Genomic DNA, 18,617 nt, shown 5'->3' with positions numbered 1-18,617 from the left:
AATAACTGGTACTGGCTATATAGTGTTTGTGAAAATTGAAAAACAATTTGGCAACCTCGACTGAACGAAAAAGTTTAGTTAAAAATACCGCAACATTGTATGTGAGAATGTTGTTCTCCATGATTGTGGGGTTTTTTACTTCTCGTATTTTACTAAATCAATTGGGGATTATCGATTTTGGAGTATATAATGTTGTAGGAAGTATTATTGTTATCTTTACTTTCTTGAACTCTACGTTGTTGATTGGCACCCAAAGATTCATTAATTTTGAATTAGGACGGGGAAATCATGAGAATCTAAATAAAGTATTTTCGGCTTCTGTTGTAATATATGTGATATTCGCAATTCTCATCTTTATCGTTGCAGAAACATTGGGGTTGTGGTTTTTGAATACGCATATGAATATACCTCAGGACAGAATGACAGCGGCCAACTATGTATATCAGTTTACTATATTTTCGACTATACTTTCTTTGAATCAAATTCCATATACTGCTAGTATTATTGCACATGAGCATATGAAGCAGTATGCAACAATTGGAATCATTAGTACCATTCTACATTTTATAGCGGTCTGTTTGTTATTTTTCTTTAAAACAGATAAATTGATATTATATGGATTGATGGTGTTTTTAATGGTGTTGATTACCAGTTTGCTTTATAAGATATATTGTAATAGAAAGTTTAAAGAAACAAGGTTCAAGTTTTGCACTGAGAAATATTGGTATCGCCAAATGCTGTCTTTTTCCGGCTGGAATTTGTTTAGTAGCATCTCAATGACATTAAATGGTCAAATAGTTGGCATTATCCTTAATATATTTTTCGGGCCTGTTTTAAATGCCGCGCGAGGGTTGACGGAGCAAGTCAGCGGAACGGTTCGCGGATTTGTAAGTAATTTCCAAGTTGCGGTGAATCCTCGAATAATACAGTCCTATGCTTCAGGAGATCTAGGTAATTTTTTCTCCTTGATTTTCAAAAGTGCAAAGTTTTCGTTCTTTTTGCTGCTAATCATTATGTTGCCAGTATGTATAAGAATTGAAAGTTTACTTGTAATTTGGCTAAAAACTGTTCCTGAATATACTGCTGATTTTTGTCGGATTGCATTATTGGCTTCGACAATCAATACTTTTTCTCTTCCTTTGGCGACGGCAGCAAATGCAAATGGAAATATAAAAAAGTTTCAACTTTATACGGGGATTTTTGAGATAATGAATATCCCTTTATCATATTTCTTCTTAAGAATTGGATTTCAGCCGATCGTAGTCTATTTTATATCGCTTATAATCATAGTAATAACCCTGTATGTTAGATTGGTGGTACTTAAAAATCTGGTAAATCTGGATGTCAGTTATTTCGTAAGATCTGTTGTTTTTAGATCGTTGATCACTGGAGTTATAGCTTGGGGATTATCTTGTGTTATTGCAAATTATTTAGATTCCGATAACTTTTTTTTAATACTGTCATATTTGATATTGTCGATCATATGTACTGGTTTGACAATCTATATCATGGGATTGGATATTGGGGAACGGCAGTATGTTGTAAATGCGGTACGTAAATTTATAAAAAAATGAAAACCTCTGTTGTGATTTCATCTTATAATGGGGAGAAATTTATATATGATCAATTAGAATCAATAAGAGTTCAAACAGTTCCTGTTGATGAAGTTATTATTATAGATGACTGCTCTACAGATAATACAAGAGCTATTTGTCAAGATTTTATCAACAGACATTCACTTGCTAATTGGTTGTTGCTGGGAAATGAGGAAAATCAAGGGTTTATAGTAAATTTCCAAAATGGATTCAAACAAGCTAGTGGCGATCTTATTTTGATTGCTGATCAGGATGATATATGGTATGATAATAAGGTGGAAAGAATTATTGCTATTTATCAAAGCAACCCTCAAATAAAATTGCTTTCTACGGCATATTTATCATTTAACAATAATGGAGTAATTTACGAACATGCGAAGGTTCCCAATAGGAAGATAAATTCTCTTAAATTAATTACCATCCCGGAGTTCTGTCAGTTTCATTATTATATGGGGATGACTATAGCCTTTAAGAAGGAGTTAATTTATGGACATTATGAAGAATGTTGTCGATTTATACCATATGATATTGCGATTAGTTTGATTGCAACAATGCAGAATGGACTATTTTTTCTTGACGAAGTGTTGGTGAAAAGAAGAGAGCATCAAAGTGCGACAGTTAGGATTGCAGAAGAGTGGAGTAAACAGGAGTTTGGAGGAGATTTATATATCTATTATGCATATCGAAGATTTTTGAATCTCAAAGGATTCTTGGAATTTTGTTCCGAATATTATCCAGAAAAGGGAGACATAATTTTTGATCTGAAACGCTACTATAATGCAGGGAAATTACGCTATGAATATTTGAAGAATAATAAAATTAAGGACTGGTTTAAAACGGCTGGGTGTGTAAAATATATCGGGATGCGTACGTATATCCTTGATGGATTGCATATTTTTAAGTCGGGATATAAAACTTTGAAATCTAAGGTATGAATATAATATTATCTAACAGCTCAGTGAATAATGGCAATCGAGGGTGTGTTGCACTGAGTTTGTCTATTATGTACCTTATAGATAAATTATTAAATAAGAGTAATATCCCACATGTATTCTATCTTCCGGATAGTGGATTTAGGTTGACTGAAAATCATACCTTTCATTGTGGTGGTGTCGAACTTAAGTATAAAAGTTGTCAAAATATTTCTTTTTATAATAAAAGAAATGCTTTGGAAAACATGATCCGTCCTCGTCAATATTTTTCCAGCCGTAAAATATATAAGGACGCTGATTTTATTTTGGATATAGGACAGGGGGATAGTTTTGCGGATATTTATGGAGAAAAGCGGTTTAAGTGGATTTATTCAGAATACAAACTGGCAAAAAAGTTTAATATCCCGCTTTGTATTTTACCACAAACGATTGGCCCATTTAACGATGCGGGTCTTCGTAAAAAGGCAATGGGCGCCGTTCGAAGTGCAAAATGTGTGATGGTGCGTGATAAACAGAGTGCTGATTATGTCAAAAGTTTATTGCCGAATCTGGATGTTACCGAGATAATTGATGTTGCTTTTTTCATGCCATATGAAAAAAAAGAATTTAATAAAGAGTATATCCATGTCGGTTTGAATATCTCTGCGTTGCTTTGGAATGGTGGTTATACGATGGACAATCAGTTCGGTTTGAAATCGAATTATCAATGTTTGATAAGAGGAATTGTTGAATATTTTCTGTCAAAGAAGGATGTAAAACTGCATTTGATTCCTCATGTAGTGGGTGGAGAGCGTGGACTTGAAAATGATTACGCTGTTGCCTATGATATTTACGAGGAATATTGTAATGAAAATTTGATTTTAGCCCCACTCTTTTTTGATCCTATTGTTGCTAAGAATTATATCGCAGGAATGGACTTTTTTATGGGGGCTCGCATGCATTCTGCTATTGCTGCTTTTTCATCAGAAGTGGCGGTATATCCAATGGCATATAGTCGTAAATTCAATGGCCTGTTTTTGGAAACATTAGATTATCCTATTATGGGAGATATGAAAGTGAAAGATGAACGGGATATATTGCTAGATATAAAAAAAGCCTATTTTCAACGGGCAGAATTGAAAAATATGATAAGGAATAGAATGGCGACGGTCGTTGCTGAACGGTACAATTTGTTAATGGAAAATCTGATGACGTTTTTTAAGATATGAAAAAAATAATCATTCAATTTGTTGATTCTGCAAAACTTTTATATTGTTTTTTTGCTGACTTTCATTTTTATATAAAGCATTCTCTAATTAATCCGGTCATTACGCAAGATAAGTCGAATGCGCAGATTATGCTTGTTATGCATGCGTTAGAGAAGGGAATGTCTTTCCCTTCGGCAAGAATTTTTGGTGGGGAGAAGGCTGTTAGATTAATAAGGCTACTTGATAAACATATTGAACAATACGGTCTTAATAAAGTTTGTATTGTAGCAATTAATATTCTTGCTGAGTATCTTAAGAGTCCATATGCCACTCGTGATGAAGAGAGCCGTAATCGTATTTGTGATTTTTTAGAAAAAAATAAGAAATCGATGTCTTCTTCCCGAATAGGTGGTACTAAAAAGGTATCTGAACCTTCTTGTTTCGATAAAAAGATAATAGAAGAGTTCTATGCAAGTCGCGTTAGTGTCCGGGAATATTCTGATGATCCTGTAACCGATGATGAAATCAGGGAGGCTTGCCGTATAGCTTCTTATACTCCATCTGCCTGTAACAGGCAGGCTTCTCGTATTCATGTTTTTAGAGATAAAAATGTGATAAGAAAATTGTTGGATAATCAGTTAGGGACACAAGGATGGTGTGATAATGCATCGGTTCTCATTTGTGTAACGGTTAATTGCAATTATTTTGGAGGAAATTATGAGAGGTATCAGGCGTTGATTGACGGCGGTTTATATGCGATGAATTTTGTTATGGGGTTGCATTTGAATCATATTGCGTCTTGTTTTAAAATGTTTATCCGGGGACCCCTCGCAGAGAGAAGGAATTTAAAAAGATTGCTAAGATTCCCCAATGTGAGATGCCTGTTGTTTTGATATTAGGCGGACATTATAAATCGGGAATAGTTACTTCTCCAAAATCGGAGCGATTTACATTTGATGAATTGGCTTGTGTTGATAATTGCTAAAAAGTTATTCTTCGTAGGTATTTGTGGATATTTCCCAAATTCTTTTGGGGTAAGAAGTGCAGGAATAATACTCTTGTTGACAGACTCTTTTGTCTAAGAGATGATAAAAACATCATCCAAAATCCATGTGGTGAATATTGTAGAATCGTATGAAATATCTCATTTATATATTGCTTCTAGATTTTATAGGAGCTTTGGAATTCTTAGGTAGTATACCTCTTCTACAGGGATGTCATTATTTGTTTCTGATATTAGGATTAGGGGCATTTATCTATTATCTTGTCTTTAAACGAATTTCTACTGTTGCGATATTTGCCGGATTGTATTGTTTCGTTTTTCCTATATATGCAGCATTTCAAAGCCAAGAGATATTCGGGCAGTCATTTTTTATGGGGTTTGCCTCGTTGCGTTATCTATGGTTCATTTTGTTGGGTTTCTTTTTGTATAATATAAAATATGACTATAGTTTATTACTTCGGCAAATTAATAAAGTCAATTTAATTATTGCAGTTGTTTCTATTATTGCTTTTTTTGTTTTCGGAGTGAACCATTTAACTGTTCAGGAGTATTTGGTGACTACCAATATTGTGGAGACAGTGGCATTGGAAGATCTGGTAAAAGGTCTTAAACTTACCGTGTGTTCCAGTTTGATGATTATTTCATATGTTTTCTATTTGATCCGTTTTGTAAAAAAGCCTGCTCAAAAGGAGAATTATCTTCCATTCTTTGTTTTAATGGTTTACTTGTTGTTTGTAAATAAAGGACGGCAACCTGTTGCATTGTTGGCTATTATATATGCGATTTATTACGTTAGGATGAAAGGAATCTCGTTAAAACGCTTGGCGCTTGGCGTTTTACCTTTGATTGGAGCTCTTGTTCTCCTTTCGTTTAATGATAAACTTGTCGATTCTTTGATTGAAGCTACTAAGTGGGAAAAAAGTAGCGATTCCTCTACTCTTGCACGAGTGAATTCTGTTGAGTCCGTTATGCCGTATATTCAGCAAAATCTGATTCTTGGCTTTGGTAATTTGTCTGTGCATTTTCGAGATGAGGGATTTCATACGTTTTTTGGCGGGGCATTCTATCTGGCAGATATAGGAATATGGGGAACTTTAGCGCGTGGGGGACTTGTCCTTGTCCTGATATATTTGGGACTATATTACAATTTATATAAGAAGACTTCTCTTGTTCAGGATAATGACATTCGAAGTTATATGAGATATATGCTCCTGTCTTTTCTGATTTTGTTGGTATTCTTGAATAATGATACTTTGTATGCAGAAGGTTGCCTGCGAGTTGCATTAGTTTTTTATCCATTATTCGGGCGATCTGATCCCAATGTGTTTATTAAGAACAAGTTTCTGTAAATGGACGTATCCGTTATCATAGTTAACTACAATACGCTGGGATTGACTTCGGACTGCATTGAAAGCATTATTGCGCAAACCTCGACTGTCGAATACGAGATCATATTGGTGGACAATGCATCGACGGATGGCAGCAAAGAGGTTTTTGCGCAGGATAAGCGCATAAAGTATATTTACAGCGACCGAAATCTGGGGTTCGGCAGGGCGAATAACCTCGGAATCCGGGAAGCTAAAGGGCGATATTTGTTTTTCTTGAATTCGGATACTATTTTGCTTAATAACGCAGTGAAGCTGTTCTTCGATTTCTGCGAAAAGAATCCGGATCGGAAAATCGGCGCTGTAGGAGCTGTTTTGAAAGACCAAAATCAAAAAAACATACATTCATATGGTCGGTTTATAACGCCGAGGGGTGAGATCGCAGAAGTGTTGGGTAAGTATTTACGGTTTCTGAAAAAACGCAACCATCTCTGTCCGGCATCGGTACAACAGCCTACCCCCGTTGATTATATCACCGGAGCGGATTTGTTCGTTCCCCGAATGGTTTGTGACGAATTGGGGACTTTTGATCCTGTATTCTTCATGTATTGCGAGGAGGTAGACTGGCAATTTCGGATGTCGAAAGCCGGATATGAAAGGCTTCTCATAAACGGGCCAGAGATAATACATCTCGAAGGCGGAAGTGATCCGTCGAATACAAAGTTGTGGTCTTTCAATCGCATTGAGAATATTTTCCGCAGTAAGTTGCTATACATCCGGAAGCATTATAATTATTTCGTTTTCTGGTCTTATAGATTATGCAATGCCGTGTTATGGCTTCCGATCCTGTTAATGCGAAAAGATACCCCGGATCAGCAGAAGAGATTATTGAGAGTTTTATTGTTTACTAATAGGTAGTGTCGGTATGGAAAACTATAAAAGGGCGGATTATAATTCCAGACTCAGTCGGTATATAAAAATATTCTGTTTTAGATTTTGCGGGATTTTTCCCATGACCGGCTTTTTTCGTGCGAAGATATATAAGCTTTTAGGCGTTTCTATTGAAAAAGGTGTAGTTCGGATCGGTCGGGTTTCTATTGATACGATTCATCCAGAAGATATTTTTATCGGTAAGGGGACGACAATTACGGATGGATGTATTCTGCTTTCTCATTATTATGATGTCCGGAATTTGAAAGAGCATGCCTATTACCGGGGTGAAATTCATATTGGGCGGAATGTATATATCGGAAGCAATGCCATATTCACAAAACCGGTGACAATCGGTGACGGTGCTGTTATCGGGGCGGGTTCTGTGGTGAACAAGGACATTCCTCCCTATCAGGTTTGGGCTGGCGTTCCGGTCCGGTTTATCTGTAATAGATATCAAGACGAGTCGGAAATACCTGTCGATACGAATGCTTTCAAACCGAAGTGATTTTTGTGTTGTAAAAAGTTTGTGGATACAATCCCTGTTTAATTGAATATAGAAATTTCTGATTTTATGATCTCCCCCCCCCTCGGAAAAAGATTACATGGCTGCTGTTATTGCAAGGCTGGGCCATGTTATGGGTAGTTATCGGTCATTCCCCGCTCTCTGTTACGGCTTTCGCCTCTTCTTTCGATGCTGATTGTCATGAATGTGCGTTGTTTCTCAAGAAGGTAGCCTATTCTTTTCATATGCCGTTGTTCATTATGATATCCGGCTATCTGTTTTACATTACCCGCATCGACAAAGGGGCGTCGTATAGAAAGACATTGACCGATAAATTCAAGAGGCTCGGCATTCCGTATCTATTTTTTACGGTATTCGCATTTTTTCTCAAAGTATATGTCGGGGGAGTCGAGAGGCCGGTCACCTTATCGTTGAAATCCTTTGTCAGTGCCTTTGTTCGGCCATTCGAGGGCCCGTTGCAAGAGATGTGGTTCGTGGCAGTTGTCCTGCTTTACTTTTCCTTGTTGGAAGTGTATAGGAGAATATTGAAAAACAATTGGTTGTCCTTGCTTTGTTTGTGCTGCGCTGCCGGTTTGTTCTTTATTCCCGTGGGCGATATGAGCGGAGTATTTGCATTCAACCGTGCCGTCCATTTTTTCATATTCTTTTTTCTAGGGCTATTGATTGCTGCCAATAACTGTTTTGAGACGGCGATAAAACGGCCGTGCTGCATCGCAATCTGCCTGATCCTGTATGTTGCGATGTTTTGGGTAGGCGGGGTTGAAGAGGATGTCGTAACGCTGGTTATGTCATTGTCCGGTTGCCTGTTATGTTGGGGATTGGCCGGTAAATTCGACCGGAATTTGTCGAATAACGTATTCGTGTCGTTCCGCAATTATACGTACCAGATTTTTTTACTCGGAATTTTTATTCAGATCGGAATAAAAATGATATATAATAAACTGGGGATGCAGGGAACGTATCCGTATTTTTATGTATTGTGCGTCCTGTCCGGGATTTATATCCCAGTTCTTGTCTCGAAGGTAATCCAACGCATTGACAATAAGTATTTGAATATGCTCATCGGATTATAAAAATGTATCATGAAGGTATATCTTGTCGATTACATCGGAATGCATTGCGGAATGCATTATTACAACGACGCTTTTTGCCGGGTTTTGTCTGCAGTTCCGGGACTGGATGTTTCCGTACTGTCGAATTATGCCGGTGAAAACGATGGCAGGCCCTTTTTTTTACACCAGTACAAGGGAAACAGGCTGCGCAAAATATGTTGTCTGTTGCGGAACTACCTGATGTTGTTCTGCTTTGTCCTGCGAAACAAAAAAGCCTGCTTCGTTTATCTGGCTTACGGTAACTCCATCGACTTGCCGTTCATGTATATCGTTTCCCTCGCAAAGAAAAGCATAATCGATATCCATGAAGCGATTGCGCAAAATGCGGATGACAATGCCGGGTTGAAACGATGCTTCCGAAAGGTATACTCCGAACGATTTGCGACGGTCATCGTTCATTCCCAACGGACGAACGATCTGCTGGAGGAATACGGCTATCGGGGTAACCGGCTGTTCGTACCTCATTTCAAATATTGTTTTTCGAAGAATTACGACATTCGCCGTCTGGGGGCGGATATTGTTTCCGCAATTGCGGAAGACAAAGTGAATATCTTGTTTTTCGGGAATATAACCTATGACAAGGGAATCGATATCCTTATATCGGCAGTGAATAGTTTGGAGCCGGAACTTCGCTGCAAAGCGAACGTAATTATTGCAGGGAAGGATTTCGATGGGACGGTACATCGGGTGCAGCCGTCGGACAAGGCCGCTTTTAAGATTGTCCTCAGACATATCGAGGACGATGAATTGGTATATCTTTATGAACATACCGATTATGTGGCGCTGCCGTATCGCAAAACATCACAGAGCGGAATTCTCGAAATGGCGTTCTATTTTCGTAAACCGATCCTTGCGAGCGACGTGCCTTATTTCAGGAGAATGCTGACCGAATTTCCCAGCTTCGGCATCTTGTCCGGCAAGGATGTCCCGGCATATGCCGAAACGCTCGCTTCGGTTATCGGGCTGCATTCCTCTGCGGATTATTTTACAGACAAGGATTATTTTCGGTATACCAACCGAAGTGAAATAGAAGCTTTTAAAAAGCAATTCGCTATTTGGATAAAACGGTAATATGAAGAAGGTCGCAGTTATCGGAACCGTCGGCGTTCCGGCGAAATACGGAGGTTTTGAAACCCTTGTGGAAAACCTCATCGGAGAGTGTTGTTCCGAAGATGTGGATTATACTGTTTTTTGCAGTGGCAAGGCTTATCCGACCAGATTGAAAGCTTATAAAAACGCCCGGCTTGAATACGTGCCGTTGCATGCAAACGGTATGCAAAGTATTCCGTATGATATCTGGTCGTTGATCCGGACTGTCGGCCGGGGGTACGACGTCGTGCTCATTTTGGGCGTTTCCGGGTGTCTGTTTTTGCCGTTGTATCGGTTGCTGTTCCGCAAGAGGATCGTCGTCAATATCGACGGCTTGGAGCACAGGCGGGACAAGTGGGGCAAATGGGCCCGCAAGTTTCTCCGTTTGTCGGAGCGGATCGCTGTCAAGTTTGCCGATGTCGTAATTGCGGACAATAAGGTGATCCGCGACTATGTCACGGAGACTTACCGTAAGCCGTCGGTTCTGATCGCCTATGGCGGGGATCATGCCGTGATCCCGGTCGATCTTTCCCGGCAGCGCGAAATCCTCGCCTCCTTCGGAGTCGGGGCGAAAGCATACGCCTGTACTATCTGCCGGATCGAGCCGGAAAACAATTGTCATCTGATTCTGGAGGCGTTCTCTAAAACGAATATCCCGCTCGTATTTATCGGTAATTGGAATCTGAGTGCCTACGGCCGGGAGTTGAAAGCCGTATATGGCAAGTTCTGCAATATCCATATTGTCGATCCGGTCTATGACAGGGAACAACTCTTCGTGCTCCGGAAACAGTGCCTGTTTTATATTCACGGACATAGCGCCGGCGGAACCAACCCGTCGCTTGTGGAGGCCATGTCCTGCGGCGCTCCGATTCTGGCGTTCGATGTGGGTTACAATCGGGAGACGACCGGTCATAAAGCCTGTTATTGGAGCACTCCGGAGGAACTGGCCGCTCTTGCTGCCGAAAGCCGGGAGGATACTTCCGGCAGTATGGAACGGCTGGCTAATGAATGTTACACGTGGCGTAAAGTTGTCGGTCAGTATGAAGCGATTTACTGAATTCCCGTTGCCGGGAGCAATCCATGATTTCCTATGACGCTAAATCCTGCCGACCGGGTGTTGCTGCGGTTGCTTGCCGCGGCGATAAATATGCAGGAACCGGCTCTCGATAAGGCGTTGTCCGATCCGGAATGGAGCCGGGTATATGGGCAGGCGGCGCAGCAGGGGGTGCTGGCCGTGGCGTGGGAGAGCGTCCGGCGGTTGTCTCCGGATTTGCAGCCGGGCCGGGGATTGAGGTTGCAGTGGGCGTACGGGGCGGAGCAGATCGTCTCGCGGTCGAAGAGACAAATGCTGGAAGCAGCCCGTTTTGCGGCTCTTTGTACCGATGCGGGCTGCCGGCTGATCCTGCTCAAAGGGATCGGATTGGCCCGTTATTATCCTTTCCCATTGCAGCGCGAATGCGGGGATATCGACATCCTTCTGCCCGAAGGGTTCGAGAAGGGGAACGAGATCGCCCGATGCCGGGGGATGAAGGTTTCGGGGCTGGATTATAAGCACAACCATATCTGCTCGAACGGCGTCATGTTCGAAAACCATCGTTATCTGACCTCTTTCAAAGGGAAGAGCGATATCAGGCGGTTGGAGCGAATCTTTCAGGACGCCGTAAAAGGCGGAGACTTCGTGCCGTTCGGAGAGGACAGATTCCATACATTGTTTCCGACGGTCAATGCACTGTATATTACCTATCATGGCTTTTTTCACTTCCTGATCGAGGGGATCACCCTGCGGCATCTGCTCGACTGGGCTTTGTTCGTCGGGAAGGAGCAGAATGCGATAGACTGGAATTATTTTTACAGGATCTGCGACGATTTGGGTTTCTCCCGGTTTGCGGATACCATGAATGCCATAGCCGTGGATGTGTGGGGCGTCCCTCTGACGAATCCGGGGGTGTCGTTTGACCGCCGCTGCATGGATAGAGTGCTGGCCGATGTGCTGGCGAACAAACGGCATGTCAGCGGATTGCCCGTTTACAAGAGACGGGCGAAGCTGGTTTGCAACATGCTTTCGTCACGCTGGAAATACAGACAGCTTTACGGGCGCAGTCTTTTCGGGGAGATGGCGCGATCGGTGTTCGGTCTCTTGTTCGATGCTTCACCGGAATTGAAATGAGCCGCTGTTTATCCGGATTGTCCTGAAAATAGAGAGATATGATATATGTAGTTGTCTGGTCGGTCTTTCTCGTCTTGTTTTATATGCTTTTGTGGTGGCTGATACGCCGGACTCCGGTGACGGGGGACGATGACAAAGAGGTGAGCCGCATCTCCCGCCTGCTGAAACGCGTTGGCGATAAGTGGGGCGTAAAATAACACCGAATAGTATGAAGAAAGCCGGAGCGACGCTCCGGCTTTCCTCGTCGCTGAAATGCGCTGAAAATCCGCATGAATAGGCTTGAAGTACGTCGGTGCCCGACTGCAGGCCGTGCGGCGTGCGGATTACTTACCTTTTGCGCTTTATCCCCGGTATTGTACGGGGATTTTCCCCTTTTCGCGGTCGGGGGGCCGACGTCCGATCTCCGTTCGGGCGATAATTCTTCGGGGCGCGTTCTTGTCTGGCGGTTGTGCGCCGTTCCGGAACCGTCGGGTTTCCGGTCGGCTTTTCATTGAAGAAATACGATTTCTGCCGCCGTTTCTCCTCCTGCGAGCGGGCGACGTAGACCTTTTCGTGCGTATAGGGATTCTCTCCGGTGTAGAACATCACCGACGAAAGTGTCATCGGCGTGGGGGTGAGGTCCTGTACCTGTTCGAGGTTGAAATGGAGTTTGCCGAGGACTTTCTCCGACAGCGAACGCATGTCGCGTTCGGTGCAGCCGGGGTGCGACGAGATGAAGTAGGGAATCAGCTGGTAGGGCAGTCCTTCGCGGCGGCAGATGCGCTGGAAATCGGCGGTCAGCCGCTCGAAGAGCGCGAACGGCGGTTTGCGCATCAGTTTCAGCACGGCATCTTCGGTGTGTTCGGGCGCGACTTTCAGTCGTCCCGACGTGTGGTATTTCACGACCGTATCGAGATAGGGACTCTCGTCAAACAGGTCGTAGCGGATGCCGCTGCCGACAAAGGCCTTTTTGACGCCTTTCACCGCCCGGATCTTTTCGTAAAGCGCCAGCAGCGGGCGGTGGTCGTTGTCCAGATTGGGGCACATCTTCGGATGCAGGCACGACGGGCGGCGGCATTTGCGGCACAATTCCCGGTCGCGTCCGCCCATGCGGTACATGTTGGCCGACGGGGCGCCCACGTCCGACAGATAACCTTTGAAGTCCGGCATCCGGGTCACGCGCTCCACCTCTGCGAGGATGGAACGTTCGCTGCGCGAGTTGATGAACTTGCCCTGATGGGCCGATATGGTACAGAACGAACAGCCGCCGAAGCATCCCCGGTGGATATTGACCGAGTGTTTGATCATCTCCCACGCCGGAATATCCCCTTTGCCGTTGTAGCGCGGATGCGGTGCGCGCTCGTAGGGAAGGTCGAACGAGTGGTCCAGCTCGTCGGTCGAGAGTGTCGTGTTGGGCGGCGTGACGACCACATAACGGTCGCCCACGGCCTCGATGAGCGTCGCCGTCGGCTCCATCAGGTTGCTCTGGGTCTCGATGATGGTGAAATTCTCGCCGAAGGCCCGTTTGTCCCGCACGCACTCCTCGTAGGCGTGCAGCCGGATCGTCTCCGCCGGATCGAGCCGCTCCACGTAACCGTTGTCGGCCATGAAGGCCACCTGCCGCAGTTTGCGCAGCAGTTTGGCGTTGTAGCCGTTCCGCATGGCTTTGGCGACCTGCTGCACGACCCGTTCGCCCATGCCGTAGATCAGCAGGTCGGCGCCGCTTTCGGCCAGCACCGAGGGTTTGAGCGTGTCGTTCCAGTAGTCGTAATGGGTCAGCCGCCGCAGGGAGGCTTCGATGCCTCCGATGACCACCGGAACGTGCGGAAACAGCCGTTTTAGAATCTGCGTGTAGACCTTGACGGCGTAATCGGGCCGGAACCCCGCCTTGCCGCCGGGCGTGTAGGCGTCGTTGCTCCGAAGGCGCAGGTTGGCCGTGTAGTGGTTGACCATCGAATCCATCGATCCTGCCGAGACGCCGAAGAAGAGCCGCGGCGCGCCGAGTTTGGTGAAGTCGCGCAGGTCGTCCCGCCAGTTGGGCTGCGGCACGATCGCTACACGATACCCTTCGGCTTCCAGAAGGCGGCCGATTACCGCCGCGCCGAATGCCGGATGGTCGATGTAGGCGTCGCCCGAAAAGAGGATGACGTCCAACTGCTCCCATCCGCGTGCGCGGACCTCTTTTATCGTGGTCGGTAGAAACAAAGCGTGGTTTATTTTCGTAACTGTCTATTTCGTATGGCTTTCCGGCCGCCGCAGGCGGCATTTGCAAATCCGTTCCTATTCCCAAACCCTTCCCTCTGGAAGGGCTTTCTGCCGCTCTGCGGCAGCAGGTGAAAGCTCGCCGGCTGTACTTTCCGGTGCGGCGGGTGTCTTCGGATTTCTCCGTATGCGATGTCCGCGCGTATGCGGTACCGTGTTTTCGGGGACAGGACCTCGGATTTATGGCGAAAGACCGCTGCCGGGCCGCTTATCCGTTATCGCTCTCCTTCGACGCCGCGGCGTAGGTGTCCCATTTTTCGAGCAGCGCGCGGAAATCGTCGGGCAGTTCGCTCTCGAAATGGACTGCCTCGTGCGTCATGGGGTGTACGAAGCCCAGCGACTGCGCATGCAGCGCATGGCGGGGCATTACGGCGAAGCAGTTTTCGATGAACTGCTTGTATTTCGAGAAGGTCGTGCCTTTGAGGATGCGGTCGCCGCCGTAGCGTTCGTCGTTGAAGAGCGGATGGCCCTGCCACGACATATGGACGCGGATCTGGTGCGTGCGGCCTGTTTCGAGCCGGCACTCGACCAGCGTCACGTAGCCGTAACGCTTCAGCACCCGCCAGTGGGTCACGGCGTGCTTGCCGTCCGAGCCGTCCTCGAAGACGAACATCTTCTGCCGGTCGCGGGGGCTGCGCCCTATGTTGCCCGTGATGGTCCCTTCGTCCTCTTCGAAATTGCCCCATACCAGCGCCACGTAACGCCGCCCGATGGTGTGGTCGAAGAACTGTTTGGCAAGCCGCGCGTGCGACTGTTCGTTTTTGGCGACCACGAGCAGCCCTGAGGTGTTCTTGTCGATGCGGTGGACCAGCCCCGCGCGCATGTCGCCCTCCTGAAACAGGGGCAGGTTGCGCAGATGGTAGGTCAGCGCGTTGACGAGCGTGCCGCTGTAGTTGCCGTGACCGGGATGCACGACCAGCCCCGCCGGTTTGTTGACGATCAGCAGGTCGTCGTCCTCGTAGGGAATTTCGAGTGGGATATCTTCGGGGATGATCTCCACTTCGCGCCGCGGGTAGGGCAGCACGATCTGGATGCGGTCGAGCGGTTTGACCTTGTAGCTCGACTTGGCGGCCTTGCCGTTCACGAGTATGCTGCCGCAGTCGGCCGCCGCCTGAATGCGGTTGCGCGAGCATTTCTCCATGCGTACGGTCAGGAACTTGTCCAGCCGCAGCGGAGCCTGCCCCTTGTCGGCCACCACGGCGAAATGCTCGTAGAGTCCGGCGCCCTCGCCGTCCTCGTCCGCCGTCTGCCCGTCGTCGAGTTCCGGGTCCTCGGTTATGTAGCGTTCGTCGGCCATCAGTCGAAAAATCCGTCGTTATCGGTTGCGGGCAGGATTTCGGGCTGTTCTTCCCCGGCGGCGGCCGCCTGTTCGAATTCGGCCTGCGCCAGCGAGTCGGCGCGCTCGCGTTCGAGCCGCAGACGCTCTTCGGCGGCTTCGCGGGCCTGTTTCTCGGCGGTGGCGCGGTGCTGGGCGAGTTTTTTCTCGTCGAGTGTCAGTTTGAGATCGACGCGCGAACCCAGCGCGGCGCTCCGTTCGGCCGTCGGAACCTGCACGTAGACGCGGGCGTCTTTCTGGTTCAGCAGGTTGATGCCTTCGTCGAAGTCGATCTTGCCGACATTAAGCCCCAGCTCCCACAAACGGCCTTTGGCCTCCTTGAGCGGGAATCCCACCAGCCGCGGCACGACCGTCGAGCCGAAACCGCCCTCGACGCCCACGTAGAGCGTTACGCCCGATCCCATTTCGGCCTGAATCCTGCTGTTCTGGATGACGGGACGCCCTTCGCAGTACTCTTCCAGCACATAGTTGGTCGCCATGTCGGCGCGGTAGATCAGTTCGCCGATTTCGAGTCCTGCGATCTCCAGCATGTTCTTGGCCTGCCGCAGCGAACGTCCCGCCACGTAGGGCACGGGCACCATCTTCTGCCGGAACGAGTTGATCGTGATATAGACCGTACGTCCGGGTTTGACCTCCACGCCGCCTTCGGGCAGCTGGTCGAGGACGATGCCGCCTTCGTAGGCCGGCACGAACAGCGAGTCGTTGATATGCAGTTCGAGATCGTATTTGCGGGCCGTGCGCTGCGCGTCGTCGAGCTTCACGCCCGAAAAGTCGGGCACGATGCGGCGGGCGCCGTGGCGCGTGCCGACCTGCATGACGAAATGCGCCGTGACGGCCATTGCCAGAATGATCGCCGCTATCAGCACGAAGTTGTATGCCAGCTTGTTCTGCCGCAGTTTCTTCCAGTAATATGTCAGTTTCTCCATTTTCGCGGGAGTTGTGTTTTGTGTCCGTCTGTTTTCTCCGGGCGGGGCGGACTGTTCCTACCGGTCCGGAAGTTCGTTGTAAAACGTGTCGCGCTCCACGGCGCGGCAGCCTGCCGCCCGGACGATGCGCCGCATCTCCTCGACGCTCATCGAGGGGCGCCGGTCGTCGGCCCCGGCCATCGAGTAGATTTTCGTCGTGTCGTCGATCGTGCCGTCTATGTCGTCTGCGCCGAAGGCCAGCGCCAGTTCGGTCGTCGCCTTGCCGTACATCACCCAGTAAGCCTTGATGTGGGGCACGTTGTCCAGATAGATGCGGCTCATGGCCAGCATCCGCAGGTCTTCGATCACCGATACCTCGCCGATCTCCGACATCGGGTTGCCGAAATTGCGGTATTTGAGCGGGATGAAAGCGTTGAACCCGCCTGTGAGGTCTTGCAGTTCCCTGAGGCGCCGCAGGTGGTCGATGCGGTGGCGGAGTTCCTCGACATGCCCGTAGAGGATCGTGGCGTTGGTCGGGATGCCGAGCCGGTGGGCCGTTTCGTGCACTTCGAGCCATTCGTCCGTCGATCCCTTGTCGGGGCAGATGCGGCTGCGGATCTCTTGGTCGAAAATCTCCGCGCCGCCGCCCGGAATGGCCTCCATTCCGGCCTCTTTGAGCCGCCGCAGGCCCTCCTCGACCGAGAGTCCCGCCTTGCGGATCATGTACGACAGCTCGATCGCCGTGAAAGCCTTGACTGCCGCTTCGGGCAGTATCGCCTTGACGCGGCGGATCATGTCGATATAGTATTCCAGTCCGTGGTCGGGGTGTACGCCGCCCACGATATGGACCTCGGTGATGCCTTTGCCCTGCCGGCCGCGGGCGATCTGCTCGACCTCCTCCATCGTGTAGTCCCACGCTTCGGGGCTTCCGGCCGGCCGGCGGTAGGAGCAGAAACGGCAGTTGAAGACGCAGCGGTTCGTCGGCTCGATGTGGAAATTGCGGTTGAAGTAGACCTTGTCGCCGCTCACGCGCCGCTTGCGCTCCGTCGCCAGCTCGCCCAGCAGCCACAGGGGGGCTTCGCGCCAGAGCCGTGCGGCTTCGGCGTCGCCGATACGCGCTCCGCGGCGTACTTCGGCGGCTATGTCGTCGATCTGCTGCATCTTATTTGGGGGCTTTCCGGTAGAGGTAGACGGCGATGAATAGGTAGATGATGTTCGGCAGCCAGACGGCCAGTCCGGGCGGCAGCGTGCCGCTCTTGGCGAACTCCTCGAAGAAACGGTTGAACAGGATGTACGAGAAGCAGAGGCCGGTGCCGATTCCGATGTGGAGTCCCGTTCCGCCGCGCACCTTGCGCGACGAGAGCGACACGCCGATCAGCGTCAGGATGAAGGTCGAGAGCGGATAGGCGAAGCGGGCGTGTTTCTCGACCTCGATGATGTTGATGGCGTCGGAACCTTTGGCCCGCTGCTGGTCGAGGAATTCGTTCAGCTCCGTGATGTTCATCGTCTGTATCAGGTCGTTGATCTCGCCCAGCTCGGTCACTTCGAGGTTGATGAGCGTGTCGAGGTTGCGGAACTGCTCGAATTTTTCGACGCCCAGCGAGTCGAATTCGCGTTTGGTGTAGCGCGGCGCGGTCCAGCGTTTGGTTTCGGGGTTGAACTTCACGTCGGACGCTTCGAGCGAGCGGGTCATCGTGCCGCTGTAGTAGTGTTCCAGCGCGAGGAACGACGCCTGCTGCGATGCGTCATTGTAGCCGCGGATGTAGGCGAACGTGCCCGGCTCGATCTGCCGGTAGATATGGCGGTTGAACTTGTTGTTCTGCTTGCGCTTGATGTACTGCGATTCGAAATTGACGATGTGTCGCTGCGAAATGGGGATCAGCCAGAGGTTGAGCGTCAGCGACAGGCTGCCGATGATCAGCGCGCCGAGGAAGTAGGGCCACATCAGGCGGCGGAACGACATGCCGCCCGAAAGCATCGCCACGATTTCGGTCTGGTAGGCCATCTTCGAGGTGAAGAAGATGCAGGCGATGAAGGTGAACAGACCGCTGAACTGGTTGATGAAGAAGGGGATGAAGTTCAGGTAGTAGTCGAAGATGACGTCCCGCAGCGGGGCGTGCAGCTCCGTGAAGTCGTCGATCTTCTCCACATAGTCGAACAGCACCACGACGATGATGATCATCGCGATGGCGAAGAAGTAGGTCGCAAGGAACTTGCCGAGTATGTAGCGGTCTAAGATCTTAAACCCCGGAAATCGCAGTTTCATACG

At 48.1% G+C, this 18,617-nt stretch carries 17 protein-coding genes; 12 read left to right on the top strand and 5 right to left on the bottom strand.

The window, feature by feature from the left end; genetic code table 11:
* Window positions 1-47 precede the first annotated feature (47 nt).
* The 12 genes from ALFI_RS06720 to ALFI_RS16905 all read left to right on the top strand — a co-directional run bounded on the left by ALFI_RS06720 (window position 48) and on the right by ALFI_RS16905 (window position 12,063).
* A complete protein-coding gene (locus ALFI_RS06720; protein ID WP_014775266.1) occupies window positions 48-1,574 on the top strand; it encodes a lipopolysaccharide biosynthesis protein in 1,527 nt (508 codons plus the stop codon).
* A complete protein-coding gene (locus ALFI_RS06715; protein WP_014775265.1) occupies window positions 1,571-2,530 on the top strand; it encodes a glycosyltransferase in 960 nt (319 codons plus the stop codon). The genes ALFI_RS06720 and ALFI_RS06715 overlap by 4 nt, the downstream gene beginning before the upstream one ends.
* The gene (locus ALFI_RS06710; protein WP_014775264.1) at window positions 2,527-3,735 is read left to right on the top strand and encodes a polysaccharide pyruvyl transferase family protein; all 1,209 of its coding nucleotides are present in this window, start codon (window positions 2,527-2,529) and stop codon (window positions 3,733-3,735) included. The genes ALFI_RS06715 and ALFI_RS06710 overlap by 4 nt, the downstream gene beginning before the upstream one ends.
* Entirely contained in the window at window positions 3,732-4,607 is an 876-nt protein-coding gene (locus ALFI_RS06705; protein WP_014775263.1) for a nitroreductase family protein, read from the top strand. Before ALFI_RS06710 ends, ALFI_RS06705 begins: the two co-directional genes overlap by 4 nt.
* A gap of 241 nt (window positions 4,608-4,848) precedes the next feature.
* A complete protein-coding gene (locus ALFI_RS06700; protein WP_009596863.1) occupies window positions 4,849-6,066 on the top strand; it encodes a hypothetical protein in 1,218 nt (405 codons plus the stop codon).
* Entirely contained in the window at window positions 6,067-6,960 is an 894-nt protein-coding gene (locus tag ALFI_RS06695) for a glycosyltransferase family 2 protein (RefSeq protein WP_009596832.1), read from the top strand.
* Window positions 6,961-6,967: 7 nt separating this feature from the next.
* Entirely contained in the window at window positions 6,968-7,480 is a 513-nt protein-coding gene (locus ALFI_RS06690) for an acyltransferase (protein WP_009596904.1), read from the top strand.
* A gap of 92 nt (window positions 7,481-7,572) precedes the next feature.
* A complete protein-coding gene (locus ALFI_RS06685; RefSeq protein WP_306508930.1) occupies window positions 7,573-8,571 on the top strand; it encodes an acyltransferase family protein in 999 nt (332 codons plus the stop codon).
* 9 nt (window positions 8,572-8,580) lie between these two features.
* Complete coding sequence (locus ALFI_RS06680; RefSeq protein WP_014775261.1) at window positions 8,581-9,681, top strand: glycosyltransferase; 1,101 nt, start codon at window positions 8,581-8,583, stop codon at window positions 9,679-9,681.
* A gap of 1 nt (window position 9,682) precedes the next feature.
* Window positions 9,683-10,756 carry a DUF1972 domain-containing protein gene (locus ALFI_RS06675; protein ID WP_014775260.1) on the top strand — a complete coding sequence of 358 codons (1,074 nt, stop codon included), beginning with the start codon at window positions 9,683-9,685 and terminating at the stop codon, window positions 10,754-10,756.
* Window positions 10,757-10,789: 33 nt separating this feature from the next.
* A complete protein-coding gene (locus ALFI_RS06670; protein ID WP_014775259.1) occupies window positions 10,790-11,866 on the top strand; it encodes a nucleotidyltransferase domain-containing protein in 1,077 nt (358 codons plus the stop codon).
* 38 nt (window positions 11,867-11,904) lie between these two features.
* Complete coding sequence (locus ALFI_RS16905) at window positions 11,905-12,063, top strand: hypothetical protein (RefSeq protein WP_014775258.1); 159 nt, start codon at window positions 11,905-11,907, stop codon at window positions 12,061-12,063.
* A gap of 130 nt (window positions 12,064-12,193) precedes the next feature.
* Here the strand turns inward: ALFI_RS16905 and ALFI_RS06665 are convergent, their stop codons facing one another.
* From ALFI_RS06665 to ALFI_RS06645, 5 genes are all read right to left on the bottom strand, one after another.
* Window positions 12,194-14,050 carry a YgiQ family radical SAM protein gene (locus ALFI_RS06665; RefSeq protein ID WP_014775257.1) on the bottom strand — a complete coding sequence of 619 codons (1,857 nt, stop codon included), beginning with the start codon at window positions 14,048-14,050 and terminating at the stop codon, window positions 12,194-12,196.
* A gap of 265 nt (window positions 14,051-14,315) precedes the next feature.
* Window positions 14,316-15,404 (bottom strand): RluA family pseudouridine synthase, encoded by a 1,089-nt coding sequence (locus ALFI_RS06660; protein ID WP_014775256.1) that lies wholly within the window; start codon window positions 15,402-15,404, stop codon window positions 14,316-14,318.
* Window positions 15,404-16,369, bottom strand: a complete 966-nt coding sequence (locus ALFI_RS06655) for a PASTA domain-containing protein (protein ID WP_014775255.1) — start codon at window positions 16,367-16,369, stop codon at window positions 15,404-15,406. The genes ALFI_RS06660 and ALFI_RS06655 overlap by 1 nt, the downstream gene beginning before the upstream one ends.
* Before the next feature lie 57 nt (window positions 16,370-16,426).
* Window positions 16,427-17,509 (bottom strand): aminofutalosine synthase MqnE, encoded by a 1,083-nt coding sequence (mqnE, locus tag ALFI_RS06650; RefSeq protein ID WP_014775254.1) that lies wholly within the window; start codon window positions 17,507-17,509, stop codon window positions 16,427-16,429.
* Window position 17,510: 1 nt separating this feature from the next.
* Window positions 17,511-18,614, bottom strand: coding sequence for an LptF/LptG family permease (locus tag ALFI_RS06645; protein ID WP_014775253.1), 1,104 nt, complete (start codon window positions 18,612-18,614; stop codon window positions 17,511-17,513).
* Window positions 18,615-18,617 lie beyond the last annotated feature (3 nt).

The organism is Alistipes finegoldii DSM 17242, assembly GCF_000265365.1.
GTDB classification, from domain to species: domain Bacteria; phylum Bacteroidota; class Bacteroidia; order Bacteroidales; family Rikenellaceae; genus Alistipes; species Alistipes finegoldii.
This window is presented reverse-complemented; position numbering and strand designations above follow the sequence as displayed.

Excerpts from the sequence above, each read along its gene's own strand:
- ALFI_RS06715 (WP_014775265.1), top strand. The coding sequence starts at position 1,571 with ATGAAAACCTCTGTTGTGATTTCATCTTATAATGGGGAGAAATTTATA.
- ALFI_RS06710 (WP_014775264.1), top strand. The coding sequence starts at position 2,527 with ATGAATATAATATTATCTAACAGCTCAGTGAATAATGGCAATCGAGGG.
- ALFI_RS06705 (WP_014775263.1), top strand. The coding sequence starts at position 3,732 with ATGAAAAAAATAATCATTCAATTTGTTGATTCTGCAAAACTTTTATAT.
- ALFI_RS06700 (WP_009596863.1), top strand. The coding sequence starts at position 4,849 with ATGAAATATCTCATTTATATATTGCTTCTAGATTTTATAGGAGCTTTG.
- ALFI_RS06695 (WP_009596832.1), top strand. The coding sequence starts at position 6,067 with ATGGACGTATCCGTTATCATAGTTAACTACAATACGCTGGGATTGACT.
- ALFI_RS06690 (WP_009596904.1), top strand. The coding sequence starts at position 6,968 with ATGGAAAACTATAAAAGGGCGGATTATAATTCCAGACTCAGTCGGTAT.
- ALFI_RS06680 (WP_014775261.1), top strand. The coding sequence starts at position 8,581 with ATGAAGGTATATCTTGTCGATTACATCGGAATGCATTGCGGAATGCAT.
- ALFI_RS06675 (WP_014775260.1), top strand. The coding sequence starts at position 9,683 with ATGAAGAAGGTCGCAGTTATCGGAACCGTCGGCGTTCCGGCGAAATAC.
- ALFI_RS06670 (WP_014775259.1), top strand. The coding sequence starts at position 10,790 with ATGACGCTAAATCCTGCCGACCGGGTGTTGCTGCGGTTGCTTGCCGCG.
- ALFI_RS16905 (WP_014775258.1), top strand. The coding sequence starts at position 11,905 with ATGATATATGTAGTTGTCTGGTCGGTCTTTCTCGTCTTGTTTTATATG.
- ALFI_RS06660 (WP_014775256.1), bottom strand. The coding sequence starts at position 15,404 with ATGGCCGACGAACGCTACATAACCGAGGACCCGGAACTCGACGACGGG.
- ALFI_RS06655 (WP_014775255.1), bottom strand. The coding sequence starts at position 16,369 with ATGGAGAAACTGACATATTACTGGAAGAAACTGCGGCAGAACAAGCTG.
- mqnE (WP_014775254.1), bottom strand. The coding sequence starts at position 17,509 with ATGCAGCAGATCGACGACATAGCCGCCGAAGTACGCCGCGGAGCGCGT.
- ALFI_RS06645 (WP_014775253.1), bottom strand. The coding sequence starts at position 18,614 with ATGAAACTGCGATTTCCGGGGTTTAAGATCTTAGACCGCTACATACTC.